The organism is Bacillus sp. YC2 (assembly GCF_019891195.1).
GTDB lineage: Bacteria > Bacillota > Bacilli > Bacillales > Bacillaceae > Bacillus.
Genome location: NZ_JAHXDO010000001.1, coordinates 329810 through 353082 on the forward strand (window position 1 = coordinate 329810; position 23273 = coordinate 353082).

Annotated in this window: 23 protein-coding genes, 1 tRNA gene and 1 pseudogene; 6 read left to right on the plus strand and 19 right to left on the minus strand. The window is 43.5% G+C overall.

All coding sequences use genetic code 11. From position 1 onward, the window contains the following. Position 1 precedes the first annotated feature (1 nt). The 3 genes from KY305_RS01655 to KY305_RS01665 form a co-directional block, all read right to left on the minus strand. A complete protein-coding gene (locus KY305_RS01655) occupies positions 2-1819 on the minus strand; it encodes a polysaccharide biosynthesis protein (protein WP_223061072.1) in 1818 nt (605 codons plus the stop codon). A gap of 224 nt (positions 1820-2043) precedes the next feature. Further along, positions 2044-2724 carry a protein tyrosine kinase EpsB gene (epsB, locus tag KY305_RS01660; protein WP_223061073.1) on the minus strand — a complete coding sequence of 227 codons (681 nt, stop codon included), beginning with the start codon at positions 2722-2724 and terminating at the stop codon, positions 2044-2046. A gap of 5 nt (positions 2725-2729) precedes the next feature. Further along, positions 2730-3437: a YveK family protein gene (locus KY305_RS01665; protein ID WP_223061074.1), complete on the minus strand. Its 708-nt coding sequence runs from the start codon at positions 3435-3437 to the stop codon at positions 2730-2732. A gap of 246 nt (positions 3438-3683) precedes the next feature. On the opposite strand from KY305_RS01665, the gene slrR reads away from it, so the two are divergent. Together slrR and KY305_RS01675 are read left to right on the plus strand one after the other, a co-directional pair. Continuing rightward, positions 3684-4142, plus strand: a complete 459-nt coding sequence (gene slrR / locus KY305_RS01670; RefSeq protein ID WP_223061075.1) for an HTH-type transcriptional regulator SlrR — start codon at positions 3684-3686, stop codon at positions 4140-4142. 77 nt (positions 4143-4219) lie between these two features. Further along, positions 4220-5668, plus strand: a complete 1449-nt coding sequence (locus KY305_RS01675) for a carboxylesterase/lipase family protein (RefSeq protein ID WP_223061076.1) — start codon at positions 4220-4222, stop codon at positions 5666-5668. Positions 5669-5700: 32 nt separating this feature from the next. On the opposite strand, the gene KY305_RS01680 is transcribed toward KY305_RS01675, so the two are convergent. Beyond that, a complete protein-coding gene (locus KY305_RS01680) occupies positions 5701-6231 on the minus strand; it encodes a dihydrofolate reductase family protein (protein WP_223061077.1) in 531 nt (176 codons plus the stop codon). Positions 6232-6763: 532 nt separating this feature from the next. On the opposite strand from KY305_RS01680, the gene KY305_RS19840 reads away from it, so the two are divergent. Further along, positions 6764-6964: a hypothetical protein gene (locus tag KY305_RS19840; RefSeq protein WP_262417520.1), complete on the plus strand. Its 201-nt coding sequence runs from the start codon at positions 6764-6766 to the stop codon at positions 6962-6964. A 120-nt stretch (positions 6965-7084) separates the two neighbouring features. Continuing rightward, positions 7085-7741: pseudogene (locus KY305_RS20295) on the plus strand (MBL fold metallo-hydrolase). A 90-nt stretch (positions 7742-7831) separates the two neighbouring features. On the opposite strand, the gene KY305_RS01695 reads toward KY305_RS20295, so the two are convergent. The 4 genes from KY305_RS01695 to KY305_RS01710 are packed head-to-tail and all read right to left on the minus strand — an operon-like array spanning position 7832 to position 11366. Next, positions 7832-8947, minus strand: a complete 1116-nt coding sequence (locus KY305_RS01695; protein WP_223061078.1) for a serine hydrolase — start codon at positions 8945-8947, stop codon at positions 7832-7834. A gap of 2 nt (positions 8948-8949) precedes the next feature. Further along, complete coding sequence (locus KY305_RS01700; protein WP_223061079.1) at positions 8950-10305, minus strand: DCC1-like thiol-disulfide oxidoreductase family protein; 1356 nt, start codon at positions 10303-10305, stop codon at positions 8950-8952. Positions 10306-10317: 12 nt separating this feature from the next. After that, on the minus strand, positions 10318-10992 hold the full coding sequence (locus KY305_RS01705) for a DUF5819 family protein (RefSeq protein ID WP_223061080.1): 675 nt from the start codon (positions 10990-10992) through the stop codon (positions 10318-10320). Between the two features lie 59 nt (positions 10993-11051). Further along, a complete protein-coding gene (locus KY305_RS01710; RefSeq protein ID WP_223061081.1) occupies positions 11052-11366 on the minus strand; it encodes a hypothetical protein in 315 nt (104 codons plus the stop codon). Between the two features lie 378 nt (positions 11367-11744). Between KY305_RS01710 and KY305_RS01715 the strand changes: the two genes are divergently transcribed. Further along, positions 11745-11945, plus strand: coding sequence for a hypothetical protein (locus KY305_RS01715; protein ID WP_223061082.1), 201 nt, complete (start codon positions 11745-11747; stop codon positions 11943-11945). 22 nt (positions 11946-11967) lie between these two features. Here the strand turns inward: KY305_RS01715 and KY305_RS01720 are convergent, their stop codons facing one another. The 4 genes from KY305_RS01720 to KY305_RS01735 all read right to left on the minus strand — a co-directional run bounded on the left by KY305_RS01720 (position 11968) and on the right by KY305_RS01735 (position 16056). Then, positions 11968-12456 (minus strand): phenolic acid decarboxylase, encoded by a 489-nt coding sequence (locus tag KY305_RS01720; protein WP_223061083.1) that lies wholly within the window; start codon positions 12454-12456, stop codon positions 11968-11970. A 31-nt stretch (positions 12457-12487) separates the two neighbouring features. Then, positions 12488-12700 (minus strand): DUF3237 family protein, encoded by a 213-nt coding sequence (locus tag KY305_RS01725; protein WP_262417523.1) that lies wholly within the window; start codon positions 12698-12700, stop codon positions 12488-12490. Positions 12701-12952: 252 nt separating this feature from the next. Next, positions 12953-15607 carry an MMPL family transporter gene (locus tag KY305_RS01730; protein WP_223061084.1) on the minus strand — a complete coding sequence of 885 codons (2655 nt, stop codon included), beginning with the start codon at positions 15605-15607 and terminating at the stop codon, positions 12953-12955. After that, positions 15604-16056, minus strand: coding sequence for a MarR family winged helix-turn-helix transcriptional regulator (locus tag KY305_RS01735; protein ID WP_262417524.1), 453 nt, complete (start codon positions 16054-16056; stop codon positions 15604-15606). Before KY305_RS01735 ends, KY305_RS01730 begins: the two co-directional genes overlap by 4 nt. 266 nt (positions 16057-16322) lie before the next feature. On the opposite strand from KY305_RS01735, the gene KY305_RS01740 reads away from it, so the two are divergent. After that, positions 16323-16754 carry a VOC family protein gene (locus KY305_RS01740; protein WP_223061085.1) on the plus strand — a complete coding sequence of 144 codons (432 nt, stop codon included), beginning with the start codon at positions 16323-16325 and terminating at the stop codon, positions 16752-16754. A gap of 68 nt (positions 16755-16822) precedes the next feature. On the opposite strand, the gene KY305_RS01745 is transcribed toward KY305_RS01740, so the two are convergent. From KY305_RS01745 to KY305_RS01775, 7 genes are all read right to left on the minus strand, one after another. Continuing rightward, positions 16823-16898, minus strand: a tRNA-Arg gene (locus tag KY305_RS01745). 213 nt (positions 16899-17111) lie between these two features. Next, positions 17112-17672, minus strand: a complete 561-nt coding sequence (locus tag KY305_RS01750; protein ID WP_223061086.1) for a sugar O-acetyltransferase — start codon at positions 17670-17672, stop codon at positions 17112-17114. Between the two features lie 68 nt (positions 17673-17740). Further along, complete coding sequence (locus KY305_RS01755; protein ID WP_396021500.1) at positions 17741-18742, minus strand: carbohydrate kinase family protein; 1002 nt, start codon at positions 18740-18742, stop codon at positions 17741-17743. Continuing rightward, entirely contained in the window at positions 18739-20208 is a 1470-nt protein-coding gene (locus tag KY305_RS01760) for a glycoside hydrolase family 32 protein (protein ID WP_223061088.1), read from the minus strand. Before KY305_RS01760 ends, KY305_RS01755 begins: the two co-directional genes overlap by 4 nt. 14 nt (positions 20209-20222) lie before the next feature. Next, entirely contained in the window at positions 20223-21455 is a 1233-nt protein-coding gene (locus KY305_RS01765; RefSeq protein WP_223061089.1) for an MFS transporter, read from the minus strand. Between the two features lie 31 nt (positions 21456-21486). Then, a complete protein-coding gene (locus KY305_RS01770) occupies positions 21487-22335 on the minus strand; it encodes a carbohydrate ABC transporter permease (protein WP_223061090.1) in 849 nt (282 codons plus the stop codon). After that, on the minus strand, positions 22332-23270 hold the full coding sequence (locus KY305_RS01775; protein ID WP_223061091.1) for a carbohydrate ABC transporter permease: 939 nt from the start codon (positions 23268-23270) through the stop codon (positions 22332-22334). The genes KY305_RS01770 and KY305_RS01775 overlap by 4 nt, the downstream gene beginning before the upstream one ends. Positions 23271-23273 lie beyond the last annotated feature (3 nt).

The window sequence follows — 23273 nt, forward strand, 5'->3', positions numbered from 1 at the left end:
ATTAAACGCCTGCCGCCGCTTGTTCGTGTGCTGACTCAATCGCCTCAAACAGCCTTTTTCTCAGCTCGGCTTCCGAAAGCCGGCTGTATTCTTCCATAAAGCGGATGAGCACGGGCCAATCGCCGTCTACCGCTTTCCCGATATGGATTTTCGGAAAAATCTGTTCCGTATGTACTTCGTTATGATTCAGTAATTCCTCATACATTTTTTCTCCGGGACGAATGCCGGAAAATTCGATGGGAATCTGTTCTGTCGTATATCCTGATAAATGAATCAGGTTTTTAGCCAAATCGACGATTTTCACTGGCTCCCCCATATCCAGCACAAAAATCTGCCGGCCTTTTGCAAGCGCGCCGGCCTGAATGACAAGCCGTGACGCTTCCGGAATCGTCATGAAGTAACGCGTCATCGCCGGGTGCGTCACTGTAACGGGGCCGCCTTTTTCAATCTGCTTCTTAAAAATCGGAATGACACTGCCGCGGCTGCCGAGCACGTTTCCGAAGCGGACGGCCGCAAATTTGGTGCGGCTGACCTTGCCGAGATTCATAATGACCATTTCCGCGAAACGTTTCGTCGCCCCCATGACATTTGCGGGATTGACTGCTTTGTCAGAAGAAATCAGCACGAACGTCTCCGTTCCGCACATATCGGCAGCTTCCGCCACATTTTTTGTGCCGATGATGTTGTTTTTGACAGCTTCTTCAGGGTTACGTTCCATTAACGGCACGTGCTTATGGGCAGCCGCATGGTAGACGACGTGCGGCTCATATTTTTTCATCAGCGTGAAGATTTTATCTCTATCCTGAATATCAGCGATCTCCGTATGAAAGGCCACATGCCTGCCGAAGCGACCGGCCAGTTCGGCATGGACGGAGTGAATACTGTTTTCCCCATGTCCGAGCAAGACGATCTCTTTCGGCTGAAATCCGCAGATCTGCCGGCATATTTCCGAACCGATCGAGCCGCCTGCGCCCGTGACTAAAATAATTTTTCCCTTTATGCTGTTTGAAATCTTGCTTGTATCAAGGGTCACCGGCTTTCTCCCAAGCAAATCCTCAGCTTTTACATCTCTGATGTGGCCCGCCGTCTGTGACCCGAGCAGAATTTCGTCAAATTGAGGCATGATTTTAATATGCGCGCCTGTCTGCACACATTCTTTATATAACGTCTGGAGCTCATGGGTGCGAAGCGACGGAATTGCAATAATGATATGGTGAATTCTCAGCTTTTGCACCGCCGGCATAATGCTTTCTTTTCCGCCGATCACGGGCAGCCCCATAATTTCAAGTTTATGCTTCGTCTGGTCGTCATCAATAAATGCAACAGGCGTCATCCCAAGGTCATTTTTCTGCAAAAGCTGCCGAACCAGCAGCGTGCCGCCCGAGCCAGCCCCGATAATAAGCGCGCGGGAAGAGGAGCTTTGTTTCTTCCCGATCGTTTCTTTCAGCACTCGCGAGACCATGCGGCTGCCGCCGATAAACAAAAGCTGGACCATCCAGCTGACGGCCAAAAGACGGAACAAGACCGTATGGAACACCGCATACTGGATGGCTGCCGTCATGGCGGCAGACAGCGTAATCCCCTTGATCAGGGCGAGCAGTTCACCGATCCCCGTATACGTCCACACCTGCTTATATTGATGAAACAAAAAAGCGCATACATGGTGGCTGATAAGCATGCTGACGGCAGTCAGCAGCAATGCTCCGGAGTCGTGAAAATGATAAGAATCCTCAAAAAATTGATATCCTATAATAACGGAAAGTAAAACGAGATAAGTATCCAATGCGAAAATCATTGAAAGTCTTCTCCGGTAACTCAATCTTTCCCCTCCTCATTTATCGGTTTAGCTGATACGGTTTTCTTTTTAAAAAACAGGCGTAACAGCTAAACCGATAACCTGCATCATCTTGAAGATAAAATGGGCATTTAACCCGTCCTCACACCCCGCCACCGACGACCAGCATCTAAGGCAGCTTCAACCGCTGCCCACAGCAGAGCCGAGTGCCTCCGTTGATAAAGGTAAGGAGACATCACCTGCATCGCTCAATACGAGTAATGCTCTGTTTTTTTGATTTTCTTTTTATTGAGCAGCGCACCCAAGAGCTTCGCTTTTGACTGCTGGAGCGCGTCCCTCGCTTTTTGGACGGTATCCATTTTGGTTTTTCCGCTTAATACGACGAGCACGCTTCCATCTGTCTGATTCGCCAAAATCTGGCCGTCCGCCACTGCCAAAAGCGGCGGGGAATCAAAAATCACCAGGCTGTACTGGTTATAGATCTCCTGGATCAGCTCTCCCATCGCTTTTGAAGAAAGAAGTTCAGCCGGATTCGGCGGCGTCGGCCCGCTCGTTAATACGTAGAGATTATCAATCAGCGTTTTTTGAACCGTTTCGCCGAGTGAAGCGTTTCCAACCAACACATTCGTCAGGCCCTGTACATTTTCAAGCTGGTAAGTCTCGTGAATCGTCGGTTTTCTTAAATCCGCATCCACAAGCAGCACCTTTTTCTCCTGCTGCGCGAATACCGCCGCAAGATTAGCGGCGCTGAATGACTTTCCTTCTCCCGGAACGGAAGACGTGACGAGAATGGAGCGTAAATGGGTCTGGACAGAGGAAAACTCAATGTTTGTCCGAATGGTGCGGTATTGTTCGGCCACCAATGATTTATGATGTAACACGGATATTTGAGCCAGCCCTCGTCTTGTTTTCTTTTTTCTAAAGCCCAAACGCCTCACTCCCCGAAATATTTTTCATCAGATTGTGTCTGCTGATTTTTGATGTCATACACAACCCCTAATACAGGCAAGTTTGTTTTTTCGCTAAGCTGCCGCTCACTTTTAATGGTTTCATCAAGAAAATGCAGAAAAAACGCCAGCGTAACGCCTGCCATAAGAGCCGCACCGAATGCCATGATGATGTTTCGGATGCGCGAAGGCTTGACCATCGGACTTTCCGAAGCCTTTGCCTCAGACAGAACGACCACACCTTTCATATTCATCCTGTCGCGGACCTCTTGTTTAAATGTCTTGATCAGCGTGTTCGCAATAGCGGCCGACCGGGCCGGGTTTTTATCCTGCACTGCAACCGTAATGATTTCAGATTCGGTTTCGCTGCTAGTCACAATCTTTCCTTTTAAGGCAGACGCCGTTTCAGAAAGGTGTAAGGAGTGTTTCACCTTGTCCAGTACAACCGGGCTTTTCATTATGGTTTGAAATGTGTTGTTGTAGTGAAGATTCAGCTGGATGTCGCTGAGACTCGAGTTTTTTTCACCGCCTGTTTCATGAATGAGCACTTGGGTCGACGACTGATAAACGGGAGAGATCACCCGAAACTGAATGTATCCCGTTATGAGCGTCACAACTGCAGTCATGATGAAGATCAGTAAAAATCTGTGCTTGATAATTCCGAATAACTCTTTAAAACTCATATTCTCATTCATGTAATATATAGCCCTCAGCCTTATTGCAGCAGGCTTTTACGCCCCCTTCTGTTAATGATTGGATTATAAAAGAAAACCTTGAAATTTGAAAATTTCAAATTAAGCCATTAAGTTCTCTTTAGAGAACATTTTCATGATTTTCCTCTTATTTACTGCACTTACCTTATAATTTTAAATTTTATAAAGAACAAAAAATTTCTTATAATGAACGAAATAATGCCAGTACACAGGGGAGAATCCAGCACAATGATTGGAAGAATAATTCGTTTATACCGCAGAAGAAAAGGCTACTCTATTAATCAGCTAGCAGTTGAAGCAGGTGTCTCTAAATCTTATTTAAGCAAGATAGAAAGAGGCGTTCACTCAAATCCGTCTATACAGTTTCTGAAAAAAGTATCATCCACCCTGCAAATAGATCTGACAGAACTTTTTGATGCAGAGACGATGCTGCATCATATGGGGGAGACAGAAGACGAATGGCGGATTCATCTTGTGCAAGCCGTGCAGTCGGGACTGCCGAAGGAAGAGCTGTTCACCTTTACGAACAAACTGACCGAAAAGCGGCAGGAGCCTGCCCGCTACAGAAACAGAAAACTGACTGAGTCCAATATCAAGGAATGGAAAGCGCTCATGCAGGAAGCAAAAGACCTGGGCCTGTCCGTTCAGGAGGTCAGATCATTTTTAGAACGGAAGCGATACTCATGACATGCTTATGAAAGGGCTTTTATTCGCTTCCTTTCATCATCTCTGTTTATAATGAAAAGAAAAAAGGGGATGATGTTATGACTGCACTTACCGTTCAAACTCGTTACGGAGCCTTAAAAGGAACGGCCGAACACGGCGTCTATTCATGGAAAGGCGTTCCGTATGCACAGCCTCCGGTCGGAACATTGAGATTCAAAGCGCCTGAGCCGCCCTCATCTTGGGAAGGAGTAAAAAATGCCGATTCATTCGGTCCGATTTGTCCGCAGCCGACTGATTTGCTGTCCATGTCATTTTCAGGAGACGTGCCGCCCCAATCTGAAGACTGCCTTTATTTAAACGTCTTCGCTCCCGGCTCCCCCGGAACGAACCGGCCTGTCATGGTATGGATTCACGGCGGCGCGTTTTATTTAGGAGCAGGCAGCGAGCCGATGTACGACGGGTCTGTGCTTGCCGGACAGGGTGACGTCATTGTGGTGACACTCAACTACCGGCTGGGCCCGTTCGGTTTTTTACATATGGGTTCAGTTGATGAATCCTATGCCAACAACATCGGCCTGCTCGACCAAATCGCCGCGCTGCAATGGGTGAAAGACAATATCTCCGCTTTCGGCGGCGACCCTGATAACGTCACGGTGTTCGGAGAATCTGCAGGCGGCATGAGCATCGCATCCCTCATGGCAATGCCTGATGCAAAAGGTCTGTTTCATAAAGCGATTTTAGAAAGCGGCGCCTCTCAAACGATGCCGGCGGACATGGCCAAAGAGATCACAGCGGCATTTATTAATGAAGCCGGCACTGATCAATTGCAGGCGCTTTCCGTTAATGACATTCTCGAGACTGCGGATAAAGTGCGGAGCACATTTGAACAAAACATTTTTCAGCTTTTGTTTCAGCCCGCCATCGATCCGGCCACATTGCCTGCGAAGCCGGCAAAAGCCATAGCAGACGGAGCCGCAGCGGACATACCGATGATTATCGGAACCAATCGTGATGAAGCATATTTGTTTTTCACCCCTGATACAGAAATTCACTCTGAAGAAAAGCAGCAGGATTATTTGCTTTACCACCTCCAAGAAAATTACTCCAAGCAAGCGGCTGATTTGTACCCGCATTCCTTAACGGGACAAATCGATATGATGACGGATTTGATTTTCTGGCGGCCGGCCGTCGCTTTCGCCCAAGGACAGTCGCAGCACGCGCCGGTCTGGATGTACCGCTTTGATTGGCACGGCGAAACACCGCCGTTTCATAAAGCTGTGCACGCTTTAGAATTGCCGTTTGTGTTCGGAAACTTTGATTCTTTGAAAAAGACACTGCAAGAACCGCTTGGTGAGGACACAAAACAGCTTTCCAAACGAATACAATCCGCATGGCTGGCTTTTGCAAAAACCGGAAACCCGAACACTCCTCACGTGAATTGGCCTGAGTATCAAACCGATTCACGCGACACTTTCATTCTTAACACGGCTGCTGCTGTTGAAAGCGATCCTGAATCAGAAAAACGCCGCATCCTCTTTCAAGCATAAAAAACCCCAAGGGAGCCGGCTCCCTTGGGGTTTCATTTTACTTCATAATGCAATTCAGCAAATTGCTTATAACGCCTGACATCAGTCAGCTTCAGCCTGGTCTCCCGGTCTCTCGGTTTAAATAACGGAATTCCCCGGCCGAGCAGAACGGGAGCAATCTGAATGATAAACTCATCCACGAGTTTTTCCTCCAGAACCGGATGCAGCAGCTCACCTCCGCCGACAATCCAAATTCGCTTGCCCTCTTGACGTTTCAACGCTTTGATAAAATCGGCAGGATCTTCATGAATAAATTGCACATATTCATTAGAACCGGTCGATGTCCGGGAAAACACAAAGCACTCTTTACCCTTATACGGAAATTCCTCAGGCAATAAAGTTAATATTTCCTCGTACGTTTTTCTGCCCATGATGATCGTATCGACAGTTTCATAGAAGTCTGCATAATCGGTATCTTCTTCACCTTCAGTTCCGATTAACCAATCCAAAGAATGATTTTCCCGGGCAAGATAACCATCTGCGCTTACCGCTCCGTAAAATACCAGATTTCTTTGACCGTCCATCTTCAGTCCCCTCTCGTTCTGTGCCTCTGTTTATAATGAATTCACACAGACCCATTATACTGCAAAGTGCCCGATACGGTTAAATGGGGACATAAGCTCGCATGCCCTATCGCTTGAAAACGGACCCACGGCCGTCTTTGATCTTATCCTTTTCACGAATCCGTCCGCTTCTCAGCGATGCCCCTGTTGAATATTCGGCACCGGCAACATGTTCGCCCTTGATGATCATAAAGCTATTATGGCCCAGCTCAATGGGGACGGCAGAATCCGCGTCTGCTTAAGTTTTGCCGCCAGCCGGGAATGGATTGATGAAAGCGGCATACGTTACGCCAGCCAGAGGAAGCGAAACAGAAACTTCTGCAGCTTTTTGAAGAATGGAGCGATGACCTGAAAAATCACATTCGATACGCCGGCGGAGACATTCTTCCGAGAAGACCGCACGTCTGCCCGTGCATCATAAGTAGCAGCACAAACCAGGCATAACGTTTATCGGCGATGCCGCCATTCGCCGGCCGCAGGCGCCAACCTCGCCATGCTGGATGCGGCGGAATTCGAGCTGTCGATCTTACACAATGCTGATATAGACAAGGCCGTACGGGATTACGAGGAAAAGATGTTTGCATATGCCCAAGATGCGGCAACCGAGACCGACTCAAACATGAAAACGTTCTTTTCGAACAACGACACACAGAAGGTAGGCAGCATGATGAATACGTTAGAAAAAAGATCATAACAGATGAATTGGAGGAGGCCGAAAGCCGTATGCAGAGAGCTTTCGGCAAAACAAATGACAGAAAAAGCGAAATGTATCCCCATCCATTTACACATCCAGATGCCGAACGGGAATTTCTCAATGACACCGACACTGCTCCATACAGAAGATGCTCTGATGCTCGTTGATACGGGTATGCCCGGTATGATAAAAGACTTCTCATCACAGATTAAAGCAGCTGGATTTTCACTCCGGGAATTAACCGTCGGCGTGCTCACGCATCTAGACATTGATCATATCGGAAGCCTTCCTCAACTAAAAAAAGAGCTTCCTGACATTGACGTATATGCCCATGAAGCTGACAAGCCTTATATTAACTGAGAGCTTCTTCTCGTTAAAACCCTCCCGAAGCCGCCCGCTGACCAAATCGGCGGTGACGGCGCACAAGCTTCCGGCCAGTTCGTCACTCATACAATCACGGACGGAGATCAATTGATCGGCGGTTTCACTGTCATCCATACGCCCGGACATACATCGGGACATATCAGTCCGTCAGTATCATCCGGCCTCCAAGACGCTATCGCCGGCGATGCCATGATCGTTAGAGAAGGCAAACTTCAAGGTCCGAACCTCAAGCAAATCCCGGACATAGAAGAAGCCTATCGATCCGTGGAAAAACTGGCCGCCTGTGATATCGAAAAGATTATCTGCTATCACGGCGGTTTATGTGATTCAGAGACTAACAAAAAAATCGCGGACATCGCCGCGGCAGGAGTTTACAAGAAAAACTTTTCATAGCCAACTGGAATAAACAGAATTGTAAAGAGGATTTTCTCAGCTAAATGAAACATCCAGTCACTTATGACAACAGCTGGATGTTTCAAAAACTCAGTTCCGCTCTTGTTTTGTATTACCACTTTGATTCTTCTTTAAATTTTCTATTAATTGATGACGAAAAGAAGTGTCATTAATCAGTTTTTGCAGAAAGGCCTGATACACATGATCAATCCATAACATATCTAACCGTGTCATATCCTCAATAAAGAAAGCCAACGATAGTGAATCTGAATCAGTCTCTTTAAACACAGCAGAAGTCATAACAAATAAAGTAGAACCTCCTTTATACCATATTCGGGTTTTATCCTGAGGATTCAGAGGTCCGGTAATCTCATCTAATATATCCTTCTCCGATTCACTTAATAGGTCTCCTGTTCCTAAACGGTACATTAATCTTGCATAATTTTCACTAGAGGAAGCAGGAAGTTTTTTTGTAAATTCCCGTTGTATATTAATATGATTAGCAGAAGAGAGTGCTGCTCTCAGTGTATCAGCTTTGCCCTGTGATAGGGCATCAAAAACCTTTTCAGAAATTTCCATGAATTTCTTTTGTTTCATGTCTTTCATGTATTCAGGAATATCTTTTGTTTTTTTCTGTTCATGTTTTTTCAGATAAGGAGCCACTAACATAGACGAGTTTATAGAAAAAACAGGTGTGTGATTAACGGGCAAATAGAGATCGACTGTCTTTTGTATGTTTTCTGGTCCGATAAGCGAGTAAATATAATCTGTACACGCATTTGAACTGTATCTCATCATACCGATAAGAACTTCTTTTATGGTCACTATTTGCCCGATATTCTCTTTACTTTTCCAATTGTTATGTGCTCCTCCATCAGTATGAGGGATGTAAAATTTATCAATCTCTTCAACATTGATTGTTTCACTAAAGCTTATATTCTTCTTTCTGACTTCATGCACGCACGCCAGCAAAAATAGAATTTTTACTGTGCTTGCTAAGGGGAACAGCTTACTTCCATTATGATTAATAAGTGTTTGATCATTATTAATAACAGTCAGACAAACACGCTCAGGGTGGGATGCTATGAAGCGGAGCAAATCTTCAACAGTCCTATTTCGATCCCTTCTTTTCATAAAAGCCGCTAAGCCAAAGAATCCGCATATAAAAACAGCTGCAATAAGCAGTAAAACCATAAGAACTACCATAACTATCCCTTCCTCTCTTGCTGATTAATCCGGCATGTTTTTTCATTACATTGTCCCTCAAAAATGATGTTTCTTTTCGATGAAATAAAATCATATAACATATCACTGACACGAAACGGCTTAGCCAAAAGAAGTATCACGTACAATCCCCATAGCGCAATGATCCGTTTGCTCATCTCGGTAAAGGTATCTGCACCAGAAACTAAACCTTTCTTCAACGTCAGCCCATGCATTCGCTTCTCTAATTCCTTAATATCAACCCATTCCTTTACAGTGAGCTGCTCATCTCGAAAGGATTCAAACACAATTAAATTCAGCCAGTCAAGCCTCTTGATTCTCTTTTTCGTTTTAATACATAACGGGCACCATGAATCGTAATAGACGATCATTTTCCATTGTGTCCGGGTTCTCTGCAACACTTTTTTCTTAACTGTAATATTAAGATAATGTTTCAGTCGATTATAGGTAAAGAATAAATATTTGTATTCCTTATCAGTAAAAATCACTAATTCAATTGCCATCATGACAAGAGAGAATGAATATAATCCCATTCCAAATGCAATACCAATATGTAATAAACAAACCAGCAACACAGCGAGCCATTTTGTTTTTTTGTTTATAATAAGAAAAGGAAAAGCGATTTTCAATAAAACACTGGCATAACATATAACGACGGATAGATAGATATGGCTGCTGACCATTTCTTCAAGAAAAGGCATAGTAACCGTTTTGACTTGTGAAATGTAATACAAGGCCGTTCCATTATTCCAAGTCTCGCCCATAATTTGATAAATAGCGGATGTGACATATACAATACAAACCTGCATAACACAAAAAAGAACGGCAAAGTATTGAGTAATATTAGAAAGGGTCTTCCTAAAATCAGATAACAAAGCTGTTTTTTTGCGTAATAATGCATCTAAAGAGAAATACCTTGTCGTATTTGCAAATAAAAGATAAAAGAGTGTAATCGCCATTAAATTATCACCGCCATCCCCGATGTAGGAGAAACGAGCATATAATGAATAGAACAAGACATAATTCAAGACACCCATCAAACGGCCTTTAAAACCAAGAGTGAATAGAATAGCCGCCACAATCCCCACATGATAAACTGCATCAAAATACTTTAAAGACGACGTTATATTATACAATGAAAATGTAGTCTGTTTCCAAGCACTTTGAAATGCATTGATGCCATAATCGGAGAACAAGAAATACCTTTGGCTGTAATGGATCAAATAAAAATATAAAATGAGCAAGCCAAATACGATGCGCAGCAAGCTTACCCCAATATAAAAGCGTTCTTTTGCAAAATAGTTGATTACTCTATCTGCAACCCTGTTATTCACGGTCATTGTTCTCTCTCCTCATTTAAAAAATGAAACCACTTGATTATTGAACTCTTTCCATTTAAAAGTAGTGCTCTGTTCTAATTTCTCTTTCTTTTCCTTGTCATTTCGGTCAGAAAACGCAATCGGCTTCACTATATCTATTCTCACTTTTATTCTTTTTATTGTGCCAGGATTATATATGGATTTAGCATATGAACTTGCATATCGATATACATTTTCCTCGCCGATTTTTTGGCTCTTCCCTATTTCTTCTGTAATCGTCTTCATTTGCTTATCATTCTTTTCATCTGCTTTTTTTACATATTGAAAGATGACATCATCTTGATTATTTCCAAAAATCTCAGAGGAAAGGCCATCTATTATTCTTACAATTCGATTGTAAGGGGTGATAATTTTAGTGTGATTTTGTTCTTTTAACGGTGTAGAAATATCAATCCACTGATCCGTTGTTTTCGGTCTTCCAGTATCAATTTTCATATATATGTGTGTATTGGTGGTGATAGGATCCGGCGCAAACAAATGCCAATTTTGTTGAAATAACGTGTTCGTATAGCGGTCAGAAATAGGTTTGACTGCGAGTGCTAATGGATTAGGCGGTAACACCTTTGCTATAATCAAAGAGAAATGCCCAACAAAGATCAACATTAAAATAAACAACAAGCTGACAAAAAAAGTTTTGTTCTTATCCATAAAAAAACCTCCTATAATAAAAAAGAGGGACAATAATTCATCCCCCTCTTTCATATAAGTTATTTTTTATCAAAAATAACATCCACATTATTTATATCTTTATCGGGCTCATGATTAATACTAAATCCTCCATTGTCGAAAAACATGTTCAATGCTTTTCCTCCATAGTGCTTGGCTGCTTCTGTTCCATACACCCACGCTTTTTGAGCTACATTCCCTATGCCTGCTGCATGAACGTCTTTGCCGTCTTGCGAAACGTTTTCCAGTTCAACTTTTTTTGTCTCCAATGTTGCGGCTGAAGCTGATGAATAGATAACAGACCCCAGAATCCCAGTTCCTATAGTGACAGCAATAACAAATCTTTTAAACTTCATAAAAAAGCCTCCTTTTATAGAATACATTTTCAATATATTAACAAAATTAACACATGTAAAATAATTGAATATAATATAAATAATTTACATATTAGGTTTAATGTACCTTATTTTAAAATTATTTTTCTATTGACATGCTAATTAAGGGTATTGAGCAGAATATTTTCATACTTTCTGTCACCCTTAAAGGATGTTTTTAAAGACAAATAGGCATTAAGAACCTTTTTCATTCAAAACCTATTTCTGTGTAACTGGATTTCACTACAATGTGCTATTCAGATCATTACCTTTAGGATTTTCCACTTTGTTTACAGTATGTTATATTTTACTCGCAACAAAACTCTAAACTGAACATTCGGTTATAAAAGGAGCTTTTACATGAAGAAATCAGGGTATATCGGGGGAACTGCAGTGGTGATTGGAGCGATCATTTTTATACTTTCAATCATATATTTACGCCAGACCGATTATTATGCTGTTCGGTGGATAGGAGCAGTTCTCATGTTCGGGGGAATCATATTCGTTCCGACTTACAAAGCCAAAGAAACAGAAAACAGCAATAAAAAAGAAACCCGGTAGCCGTACCGGGTTTCTTTCCTTATTATTTCAATTTCCCCGCGCGAATCTCATCGGTCATCCCTTCATACGGAGCTTGAGAAATTAATGTTTCGTTATTGATCCCCGCATTGTTGAGATACGTAATATCCGCAAATTCAGGAACGACGTATTTAGGATACGTATCATATTTCTCACGGGATTCTTTCATGACGTCAATGAAATCATTTTGATAGCAAACCGTGATTTCAGGATGCTCATGAACCCATTTCGGGAAGAAAATGATACCGTGCATCCGTTTTTCATTCGGCATAAAGTTTAATGAAACGTCAGTGCCTGTCGGTTCAGTCCAGGATACTTTAAATACGCCTTCTGTCAGCTTCACGATATTCACTTCCTGGTCGCGCACCCAGCGTCCGCCTACCATGCCGCTATGAATCCGATAGTCAATCGTATGGTCATTTTTAATATAAATTTCATACTCCCAGCCGTTTTCATACGTATAGATCATGTGGCTTCCGATAAAGTTCTCCATTCTGATTCACTCTCCATTTTCATTATTGACTTCATAAATATCTAATAGAATGTGATCCGGCATTCTGACGAATGATCTGTGCATCAGCGCCGCCCGAAAGAACACGGCCTTTTATAGCACCGCTTCCGATTTCGCCCCGAATCGGAAACAGCTGCCTCTTCCCCCATTCAGTCTGCCCAGCAACCATCGGTTCATCCACTTCGATTTGCACAGACAGCGCTTTTTCCAAAGAAGATTCATTCAAGCCGTATCACTTCCATTGATACTATGTCTATATATACATGTAACTATTTACATGATTAATTGTAACTCCGTTATCATAAGCCGTCAAATGTGCCGCCCGCTTTCTTTGGAAAACAAATAACAAAAAAAGACAAGGGATCTCCTTGCCTTTTTACGCACTTAGCGTTTTATAACTGAGCCTGCACAGAAGATTCAATGTCACCCACTAAAAAGAGTGATGAACGCATATCCGTTCACCACTCCCTTTTTCTTCCTATATATCCTTCCTTCTGAAAGGCCACCAGTTCCCTTCTCTAAACGTTACGATAATTGCCGGAATCAGCAGAGGAAGGATGATGATTCCATAAAGCAGCAGGCCAATAATGACAACAGTTGCCACTTCCATCAGCGTAGTGACTCCTGAGGGCATCATGGCTGCAAATGTACCCGCCAAAATGATAGCAGCCGTCATGATAACGGAACCCATTTTGCTCATTGATTTTACGATGCCTTGCTTGATGCCGAGATGGACTTCTTCTTTAAAGCGATCAAGCAGGAAGATTGAATAATCTATTCCTAATGCAATTAAGATGACAAAACTAAAGAATGGGACAGCCCAGCTTACTCCATCATTGCCAAGGATATTTACATAAATTAATTTCGTGATAGAGATCGACGTGTAATACGTGATTAACAACGATGCCATCATATAGAGCGGCATGATCATCGAACGGAACAGAATGGTTAATACGATAAACAAACTAACAAGCATAATCACCATTGTTCGTGATAAATCTGTTGTTGAGACATCTTGTAAGTCTGCATTCTGGCTGGTCACTCCGCCGTAAACAATAGCGGAACCTTCCAGAGGCGTATTGATCACTTCATCAGCTGCGGCTTTTTTTATTTGATCGACTGTGGTAATGGCTTGTTCCGAGTAAGGATTGATGTCCAATACTACGCTTAATTGAACGCCCTTGCCATCCGCAAATGTGTAAGTGTCTATGGACTTCTTAAAATCTTTGTTTTTCATCACGCGATCTGGAATGAAAATCCCGGTGTCCTGAACGGTTGAGCTTTTACTCATTTTCTTCAGCATATCACTTGATGCCGATATTCCGTCAGAAATTTTTGCCAGGCCGTCTTTTGCGCTCTGTACGCCGTCCGCGAGCTGACCGAGACTTTTCTTTAAGATGCCGGCTTGCTTCCCTTGTTCTGCAAGCTGCTGATTTGCCTGCTCAAGCCCGCTCTGAATTTGCCCCAGCTGTCCGCTGATGGCTGTCAGCTGAGATTCCGCCTGATTGGCATTACCCGTTTGACCGATCTGCTTTACGACGAGCTGCAGCTGCCCGTTTACTTTTCCTAACGCATTCGCTGCATCTGTCAGTGAGCCTCCAGATTCTCCGTTTTCAGCTGAACCAGCGGTTTGTCCGGCTATTTGTCTTAAACCGCCTTCTACCTTGGATAAACCGTTTTGAACATCGCCAATTCCTTTCGTTGTTTTATCCAGCCCGTCTGACACTGCTCCCAGCTGATGCTGAACCGTTATATCCGTTATTTCCTTTCCGGTTGGCTGGGTTATTGTCATCACGGATTCAACATGATCCACTTTTTCGATGGCTTTACTCACGTTTCCGAGATAAGGAATGATGTCGGCTGTTGTCAGCTTTTTATCTCCCTTGATCACGACATTCACTGGGAAAGCTTTTCCTTCGCTGAAGCCTTTCTTTATGGCCTCAAGTCCCTTTATTGATTGATAATCACTGCTTATTTCTGCTGTAGAATCGAAGGAAATTTGTTTATCATATGTCAAAATAAAAGGCAAGGTAATGATCGCTGTGATGACGAGAAATAGAAATGGGCGGGCAACAGAATGCTTGCCGAGAAAGGCCCACAGCTTATTATCACGATGAGATAAAGCTTTCTTAGACGGCCAAAATATTTTCTCCCCCATCGTCATCATAAAGATTGGCAGCAAGGTATAAAGAATAATCAATAATACCGCAACTCCGACTGCCACTCCCACGGCAGATTGAAAGATCGCAAATTTCGCAAAGCCTAAGGAAGAGAACCCGATCAGTACAGCAAAACCGCTGATAAGGATTGTTTTCCCCGCTGTTCGGTATGCTGTAAAGGTTGATTCAATCTTGTCATGTCCATTTGCTAATTCTTCACGGAAACGATTGAGGAGAAGTATACAATAATCCGTCCCGATTCCAAACAGGATGGCCACTAAAAACGATTGGGTGAATGAAGAAATAGGAAAATCAGCATATTTTACTAAAATCGCCAATAAGGATTGACTGATTAAATAGGAAAACCCAACAGCAATAATCGGTATAAACGGAGTGACGATTGATCTGAAAACAAGCAGCAGCAGCCCAAGAATCAAAAACACCGTAATCAATTCCGTTTTCTTTAAGCCGGCCTCTGAACTGTGCGCAAAGTCTTGATTGATAAGAGATGCTCCTGTAATGTTCGCCTTCATGCGGTCAGGCATGATCTGATAAATGTGATCCGCGATGTTTTCCGCCTGTTTATCCGATCCCGTTACATTAACAGGAATAAGCACCGTCTTTTGATCCTTAGATATAAGCTGATCGCGGATGTCCTTGTCACTTGAAAGCGGAGATGTGACACCTTCGACCCCATTGATTTTTTTTATGTTATCTGCTAATTCGCGTATCTTCTTTTGATCGTCTTTTTGTAAAGCATGGTCAAGTGTAATGACAACGCTTATCGAACGATCATTTTCCCCGCCCTGTTTTAAAAGCGTGCTTGCTTTTTGTGATACAGCATCAGCCGGAAGCTGAAATTGCCCTTCTTGACTAGCCAGCTTCGTTAAATTAGGAGAAAATATACTCAATATCACGGTGAATCCTAAAATAGCTGCCGCAATGATCCATTTGAATTTGGCAACAACCCTCATTCTCCAGTCCCTCCTTTGAATTTGTCTTTTAGCATAGTGAATATTTCAATAAAGGAATCCAAATGCTCTTCATCTGTATCATCCATCACTTTTTTCACAGCATTATAAATAGCCTTATCTAAGTTCTCTTTTGTTGCTTTGCCTTTCTCTGTAATTTCAATAAGCTTAGACCGTTTATCGCTATTATTTGGAGAGTCAGTCCATTCAACTAACCCTTTTTCTATCAGCTTCTTCACCCTGTTTGAAATCGCGCTCTTATGTACATTTTGTATAAGAGCCAAACTGCTCGGAGAAGAGGGGCCTTTAATTGTTAAAATCGTTAACAAATCAAGCTGTTCCCTTGAAATATGTTTCATAACATCTTGATTAATTTCACGATGCACAAACTCCGACCCTTCAAAAAGGACTTCACAAAACAGAGCGATCGCTTGAGATAGCTTTTGTTCCAATGCCTTTCACTCCTCATTTAGTTGATACCTCTAAACCTTCTGTGAAAATAAGTTTACCCCTATAAACTATGTATTGTCAACAATATAATTACCGGAGAACCGAATGTTTATATGAAGGTGTACGCAAAAGAGCTAAAACGCTGATTTTTTTTATTAAACTAACGATGCAGGATATTCTAATAAAGCTGTTGTATAGTTTAATAGTACTGTTATCACATGATAAAACATTCATGCGATCAGAAAACGTTAAAAGAGGTGTTTTTTCAATGGTTATAGGGATTTATCCTTATTTAGTAATGAACGGGAATGGGCAAGAAGCGGTTACATTTTATGAGAATGCATTGGATGCAAAAGTTGTCAGGGTACAAACTTTCGGAGAAATGCCTGAAAATCCGGAATTCCCTACTCCCGCTGAAGCAAAAGATCGTGTATTGAATGCACATTTAAAAGTTGGTCATACGGACCTTATGATTTCTGATACATTCCCGGGCCAGCCATATCAAATTGGATCACAAGTGACCGTCGCCGTCACGATAGACAATGCAGAAAAATCGAAAGAAGTGTTCGAAAAACTAAAAGAAGGCGGGAAGGTAGAAATGCCGCTTCAAGAAACGTTTTGGAGTCCATCATATGGACAAGTAACAGACCAATTCGGTATCACCTGGCAAATCTCGACACAACCTGCTGATAATAAGTAATGAATGAAAACAAAAAAAGACAAGGGCGGCAATTTGCCAAAACCCTTGTCTTTCCTGACTTTATATGACGCGCTCGGAGGGATTCGAACCCCCGGCAGACGTGGTACCGGAAACCACCGCTCTATCCAACTGAGCTACGAGCGCACGTTTTTTCAATCAGATACCTTTATATTATAATAAAGAAACGCACAGAAAGCAACTCTTTTTCAATGAATACATGTTCTTTACAGCTGGCTGTGTTGAAGTATGGAGCGGCAGGATTATGCAGCGCCCTAAAGCAGCATAATCCTGCCGCTGTTGGTTCAATGACTAGTGGGTTTCACAAGGAATTCACGGGCAGGCACTCTATGAAACGATTTATATTTCAAGATGCTTAATCAATTTAGCAGGATTGCCCCCAACTACAACATTATCCGGTACATTTTTAGTAACTGCAGAACCTGCAGCAATCACTGCATTATTACCTATCGTTACTCCGGGGTATATGACTGAACTTCCTCCAACCCATACATTATTCCCGAAAGTAATGGGCTTTCCATATTCTAATCCTGTATTTCGGTCAGTCGGAAGAAGCGGGTGTGCAGCTGTATAGATTTGCACACCAGGTCCAAGCATACAACTATCTCCGAACCGCACTTCACATATATCTAATATGGTACAATCAAAATTTGCGAAAAAGTTTTCGCCCACAAAAGTGTTATATCCATAATCAAACCTGATATTTGGTTCCATATATACGTTTTCTCCTGTTGAACCAAGTAACTCCCGCAATAAATCAGTCCGTTTATCTGCTTCAGTTTCTAAAGTCTGATTATACATTCTAACCAGCCGTCTTGCGTTTTCTCTGTCTTTTGCTAATTCGGAGTCAGCCGGGTTATATAATTCCCCGGCTAACATCTTCTCTTTTTCTTTTATCATTACTATTTTCTCCTCTTATGTGTGATTACAGGCAGTTATGCAGGGGTGTCACCCGTTTATCAAAGACTTTATTTTTCATTGATTCCCGGCCTGGACGAAATAAAGTTCAGCACATGCTGTTTGCCCGGTGCCGCGTGAATTGCTCCTTTTACAGAAGCGGTGAGGGCTCCGCTTGCATTTGCAAACGTCAGCAAGCGGCGGTGATGTTTACTTATCTGTTCGCACAGCGTCTCCTTTGATATGTCGATCGACATCAATTCAGATAAAAAACCGCCGATAAAGGCATCTCCCGCACCGGTTGTGTCGGAAACAGCGACTTTAAAGCCTTTATCTTCATATGACTCGCCATTTTTCAAATAAACCGCCGCACCTTCGCCTCCTTTTGTCAGGACAACGACGTTGACACGGCCGGTAAAAAGCGAAGCAACGGCTTCTTGCTCATCATCGATGCTGGTGATAAACCGCAGCTCCTCATCAGAGACTTTCACGATATCCGCAAGAGGCAAAAACGTCAGAATCGTCTCTCGGCAGCTTGATTCATCAGGCCATAAAGGGAGCCTGATATTGGGGTCAAAACTGATCATCCCGCCGATTTTTTGAAAGTCTTCGATCACTTTGATATGCGCTTGCTTCATCGGACTTTCAACCAAGTCTATCGAACAAAAGTGAAGCAGATCTCCTTGATGAAACCATTCCTGCTTTACCTCTTCCGGTGAAAGCAGCAAATCAGCGGCATTCTTCCGATAAAAATGAAAGCTTCTTTCCCCGGACTTATCTACGGAGACAAAAGCCAATCCGGTTTCGCCTTCATCGCTCCGAATGATATAAGAAACATCTACGCCATTTTCCTCAAGGACGCCAACAATATAATCCCCGAAATGATCATTGGCGATTTTCGTCAGCATGACGGCATTCGCGCCGTATTTTGCAGCAGCGATCGCCGCGTTCATCGGCGCACCGCCGGCAACCCGCTCAAAACCCGTGACCTCTTGTAAAGCCTTTTCTTTTTGGTCGGGAATAAAATCAATCAGTGTTTCACCGATGCAAAATATTTTTTTCAAGCGATTCATCTTCCTTCCCAAATGTCTTTTAGCGTCCAATGGGTGAATTCTTCAACCCTTACAGCGCCTTTCTCAGAAAACAGCTCAATCCCCAATCTGCCTTCTTTCGGATAGATACGGCTTGTCATCGTTGTTTCCCCATGGTTGGCGAATACTTCAATCGAGGATCTGTCAATAAATATACGCAGTGTCAGCTTTCCCTTCGCTTCCAGCCGCGCCTTTCTCACACCATCCTGCGCTTTACCCATTTTGGTGCAATCGATTGTCAGCTTTTTATCCGTTAAGCCGTACTTGATAACTGTTTCTTCTTCCTCAAGGCCGCGAATCTTAAAACCTACTGTTTCGGCACTGCAATCGTTTAAATCATACACGACTTGAACTTCAAGAAGATCTTCGGCTGTTTTTGCCAAGTAACTCCCTGAGATCGACTGATTGGCACATTCCCGGTGTTCCAATTTCCGCAATAACTTGGTTTCTTCCACAGGATTCATCAAAATTTTATGATCATCACGCAATGTCAGTTCTCGCGGCAAAGTCAATGCACCGCACCAGCCGTCTGCTTTTGTCGGCATTTCAGATTCCCACATTTCCATCCACCCGATGGCAATTCTGCGTCCTTTATCATCTAATAATGTTTGCACGGCGTAAAAGTCATGGCCGTGATCCAGTTCTGTAAAAGCGCCGTGCGCAAAGTCGTTCGTTTCGTCATCAAAATCGCCGATCAAATAGCCGGTTTGAAACAGGTTTTTATATAAATCACCGTCCGCCTCTATGCCTTGCGGAGAGATCAGCAAGACATGTTTGCCGCCTAATTCAAAGAAATCGGGACATTCCCACATATAGCCGAGGTGTCCGTCACTTTGGGCGAGAACGCCTGCGTATTCCCAATCCCGCAAATTAGGTGAGCGGTATAAAATGACCCGTCCGACGTTTTCTTTTGAGGAATTTCCGACCACCATATACCAGCTGCCACGATGCTTCCATACTTTCGGATCGCGGAAATGGCGGGCGCTGTCTTCCGGCGGTTCCGCAATAACAGGGTTTTCTTGAAGCTTTTCAAACACGGCCCCATCTTGGCTGACAGCGATATTTTGAGTTTGATAGAAAAGGTCTTTCTCTTGATCTATCATATTATGCCCTGTATAGATTAATGCAAGTCTGCCATTATCATCGACCGCACTTCCCGAAAAGCAGCCGCTTTCATCGAATGCGTCGCCCGGAGCTAAAGCGACCGGCTGGTGCTCCCAATGAACGAGATCTTTGCTTTTCACATGCCCCCAATGCATCGGCCCCCAATTCTCATCATAAGGATGATGCTGATAAAAGACATGGTATTCTCCTTTATACTGGATCAGACCGTTCGGATCATTCATCCAGTTGGCCCGCGGCATGATGTGATATCCTAACCGATATCGTTTATTCATTTTTTCCTCCGCTTTCTTCAGTGCTTTTTCCGCCTGCTGAATTCTTTCCATTTGTGACATCCTCTCTATCCGATTTTTTGTAAACGCTGCACACGTCCGCTGTTTTTTTTCGAGTCTGCTAAAGTAAAAATGGAGATCATAGTAAAACAAAAGACCAAGATTCCCATGATGAGATAGGTTTGACGGAACCCTACGCTGTCATATAATCCTCCCGCAAGCGGCGATAGAATTGACGCGCCTGCTTGGGATGCAAATTGAAAGCCGACCAGATAAAGGACGGACGAAAGACGCGTATCGAAATTGGCCGCCAAATATTTAAAAATCGCGATCAGCATAATCGGCAATTCCAGTGCGTGAATGAGTTTCATTGATGAAATCCCGAAAGGCCCGACTGCAATTCCGGATCCGACGATGCGGAAAGCCATTAAAAACCCCGCTATAATCAAACTGTTTTTCGCCCCAAACTTATTGACGATAAAAGGCGCAAGAAACATCATGCCAGCCTCTAAAAATACCTGGAATGAATTCAGATAGCCAAATACTTGGTTGCCCATCGACGCCGCAGGAAATAAAGAAGCATAGTAGATCGGGAACTGCTGATCATAGACGCTGTAAACGCAAGTCACCCCGATAATGTACATCATAAAAAACCAGAAATCTTTTAATAAAAAGAGCTGACCCACATCTTTTAACCGGACCGAATCCGCTCTGTTCCTCTCATAGTCGGTCATTTCGATTTTCACAGACATGATAATGGCCATTAATATAACGGCTGAAACAGACGCAACCCAGAAGTTGATATTCGGGTCGATATTGAAAAGCTGCCCTGCAAAAAATGCAGCTGCCGCCCAGCCCAGCGAACCCCACATTCTTGATTTTCCATACTCGAAATTATATTTCCGGCTGACTTTTTCAACGTAGGTTTCAATCGCACCTATCCCCGCCAGAAAAGCGGCTCCTAAATAGAAACCTCCGACAACGGCGCCAAGGAAGACATTGTATTGCAGGAGCGGTCCATAGATGAAGATATAAAACGGACCTGTAAATATGAGAAGAAAGCTGATCATAAACAATATCTTTTTCTTCAGCCCCAATTTGTCAGAGATAAAACCGTAAAGAGGCTGCATGCACAAGGCGCATACGGCGTTTACAGAAAAGATAATGCCTGTCGCCGATCCGTTTAAATTGATTTCTTGCCCTAACCAAATCGCAAATAAAGAATAGCTGGAAGACCAAGTAAAAAAGAAAAAGAAAAAATAAGCACTCAGTTTCCAATACAGACTTTTTGAGCTTTTCATTTTCACCGCTCCTTTAATCGGACATGGATATTTATTTAATCCCCGTTCCCGAGCCGCCAAGCCCCTCCAAAATATAGCGCTGAGCCACAATGTAGATCAGAATCAGCGGAATGGTGGAAATCGTCAATACAGCCATTACCTGATTCGTATAAACCGGCTCTGTGCTGTTGATGGCAGTAATCGCCACTTGGATTGGGAATTTCGACTTATCCGTCAACACCATCAGCGGCCAAATATAATCATTCCAGCTGCCGATAAAGGCTAATGTTCCAACGGTTGCGACAGCCGGTTTAGACATCGGTATCATAATCCGCCAGAAAATCTGCCATGTATTCGCCCCGTCAAGCTTTGCTGATTCAATCATCTCTTCCGGAATTGCCATGAAAAAGTTTCGGAACAAATAAATATTGAAAGCTCCGGCTAACGCCGGCAAAATAACGGCGAGGCGTGTATCGAGCAGACCGATCTTATGAATGATCGTAAACTGTGAGATTAATATCGTTTCAAACGGCACGATTAAAAGCGCCAGCAATATGCCAAAGAGCACCTTTTTCCCCGTGAACGGCAGCTTAGCGAAGGCGAAGCCCGCCATTCCGTTGATCACGACGGAACCGGCTGCCACGCACAGCCCGTAAAACAGACTGTTGCCGATATACATAAGCAAATCAAAGCGTGACAGCACTTTTTTATAGGAGGAAAACCATTCCTCAGGGTGAAGAGACGGCAGAAACGCTTTCATGCTGCTCAGGTTGTTGTAAATTTCCGCTTCGGGTTTCATCGAGGATGCGACCATCCAAATCAGAGGAAACATAAACAGAATGGCCAGCAACACGAGGCACATATATTCCAGAATCGTCAAAGGCCCGAATTTCCGTCTCATTCACCTTCATCCCCTTTCACCAGCTTGCGCTGTGCAAGCGTCACTAATCCAATAATCGTTCCAAACAAGAGCGCGATCGAGCTTGCATAGCCGACCATCCGATCGGTAAATCCCGTTTGATAAATATAATAGACAACCGTCATCGTTGAATTGACCGGCCCGCCTTGGGTCATCACCATCGGCTGAACGAGGAGCTTAAATGCGCTGATCAGCGTCGTGATAAAGATAAAAACCGACGTCGGTTTTAACAAAGGCAAAGTAATGTAAATAAAACGCTGCCATTTATTCATGCCATCCAATTGCGCCGCCTCGTACACGTCAGCGGGAATGTTTTGCAAACCCGCTAAAAAAATCAGCATCTGAAAGCCTGCTCCCTGCCAAGCTGAAACGGCAACAATCGTAAAGATCGCCTGATCAGGGCTTGTCAAAAACGGCTGCGGCGATAAGCCGAGGTGCGTGAGTACATTATTCATCATCCCTTCATTCGGATTCAGCAAGTAGAGCCACAAAACAGAGATGACAACAAGCGACATAACGACGGGGCTAAAGTATGCGACTTTGAAAAACGTGTTGGCCTTGCGCTTTTTATTCAGCAGAAGGGCAAGCCCGAGAGCTGTCCCGACCTGTAACGGAATCAAAAAGACGACAAATTTAAGAGTGTTGCCCAAACTTTTCAAGAAAATAGGGTCGTTGAAAAGTTTGATAAAGTTATCTAAACCGGTAAACTTGCGCAGATCAGGCGTCAGCAAATAATAATCTGTAAACGCGTAGTACACAGCCATGATTGCAGGAATCACGAGAAACACTGACAAAATCAGCAGCGCCGGCCCTAAAAACATATATGCAGCCGCATTCTCCCGCCAGCGTACTTTATTCGCCGCACCTCTCCTTACATGAAAGGCAGGCCCGGTTTCTTTCAACGGAATTTTATTCATGGC

Bases quoted from the DNA above. Each gene is read 5' to 3' on its own strand.
- KY305_RS01770 (WP_223061090.1), bottom strand. From the start codon at position 22,335: ATGAGACGGAAATTCGGGCCTTTGACGATTCTGGAATATATGTGCCTC.
- KY305_RS01675 (WP_223061076.1), top strand. From the start codon at position 4,220: ATGACTGCACTTACCGTTCAAACTCGTTACGGAGCCTTAAAAGGAACG.
- KY305_RS19840 (WP_262417520.1), top strand. From the start codon at position 6,764: ATGCTGGATGCGGCGGAATTCGAGCTGTCGATCTTACACAATGCTGAT.
- KY305_RS01665 (WP_223061074.1), bottom strand. From the start codon at position 3,437: ATGAATGAGAATATGAGTTTTAAAGAGTTATTCGGAATTATCAAGCAC.
- KY305_RS01775 (WP_223061091.1), bottom strand. From the start codon at position 23,270: ATGAATAAAATTCCGTTGAAAGAAACCGGGCCTGCCTTTCATGTAAGG.
- KY305_RS01695 (WP_223061078.1), bottom strand. From the start codon at position 8,947: ATGGTAGTTCTTATGGTTTTACTGCTTATTGCAGCTGTTTTTATATGC.
- KY305_RS01730 (WP_223061084.1), bottom strand. From the start codon at position 15,607: ATGAGGGTTGTTGCCAAATTCAAATGGATCATTGCGGCAGCTATTTTA.
- KY305_RS01750 (WP_223061086.1), bottom strand. From the start codon at position 17,672: ATGATAAAAGAAAAAGAGAAGATGTTAGCCGGGGAATTATATAACCCG.
- KY305_RS01710 (WP_223061081.1), bottom strand. From the start codon at position 11,366: ATGAAGTTTAAAAGATTTGTTATTGCTGTCACTATAGGAACTGGGATT.
- KY305_RS01680 (WP_223061077.1), bottom strand. From the start codon at position 6,231: ATGGACGGTCAAAGAAATCTGGTATTTTACGGAGCGGTAAGCGCAGAT.
- slrR (WP_223061075.1), top strand. From the start codon at position 3,684: ATGATTGGAAGAATAATTCGTTTATACCGCAGAAGAAAAGGCTACTCT.
- KY305_RS01755 (WP_396021500.1), bottom strand. From the start codon at position 18,742: ATGAATCGCTTGAAAAAAATATTTTGCATCGGTGAAACACTGATTGAT.
- KY305_RS01760 (WP_223061088.1), bottom strand. From the start codon at position 20,208: ATGGAAAGAATTCAGCAGGCGGAAAAAGCACTGAAGAAAGCGGAGGAA.
- KY305_RS01765 (WP_223061089.1), bottom strand. From the start codon at position 21,455: ATGAAAAGCTCAAAAAGTCTGTATTGGAAACTGAGTGCTTATTTTTTC.
- KY305_RS01700 (WP_223061079.1), bottom strand. From the start codon at position 10,305: ATGACCGTGAATAACAGGGTTGCAGATAGAGTAATCAACTATTTTGCA.
- KY305_RS01705 (WP_223061080.1), bottom strand. From the start codon at position 10,992: ATGGATAAGAACAAAACTTTTTTTGTCAGCTTGTTGTTTATTTTAATG.
- KY305_RS01720 (WP_223061083.1), bottom strand. From the start codon at position 12,456: ATGGAGAACTTTATCGGAAGCCACATGATCTATACGTATGAAAACGGC.
- KY305_RS01740 (WP_223061085.1), top strand. From the start codon at position 16,323: ATGGTTATAGGGATTTATCCTTATTTAGTAATGAACGGGAATGGGCAA.
- KY305_RS01715 (WP_223061082.1), top strand. From the start codon at position 11,745: ATGAAGAAATCAGGGTATATCGGGGGAACTGCAGTGGTGATTGGAGCG.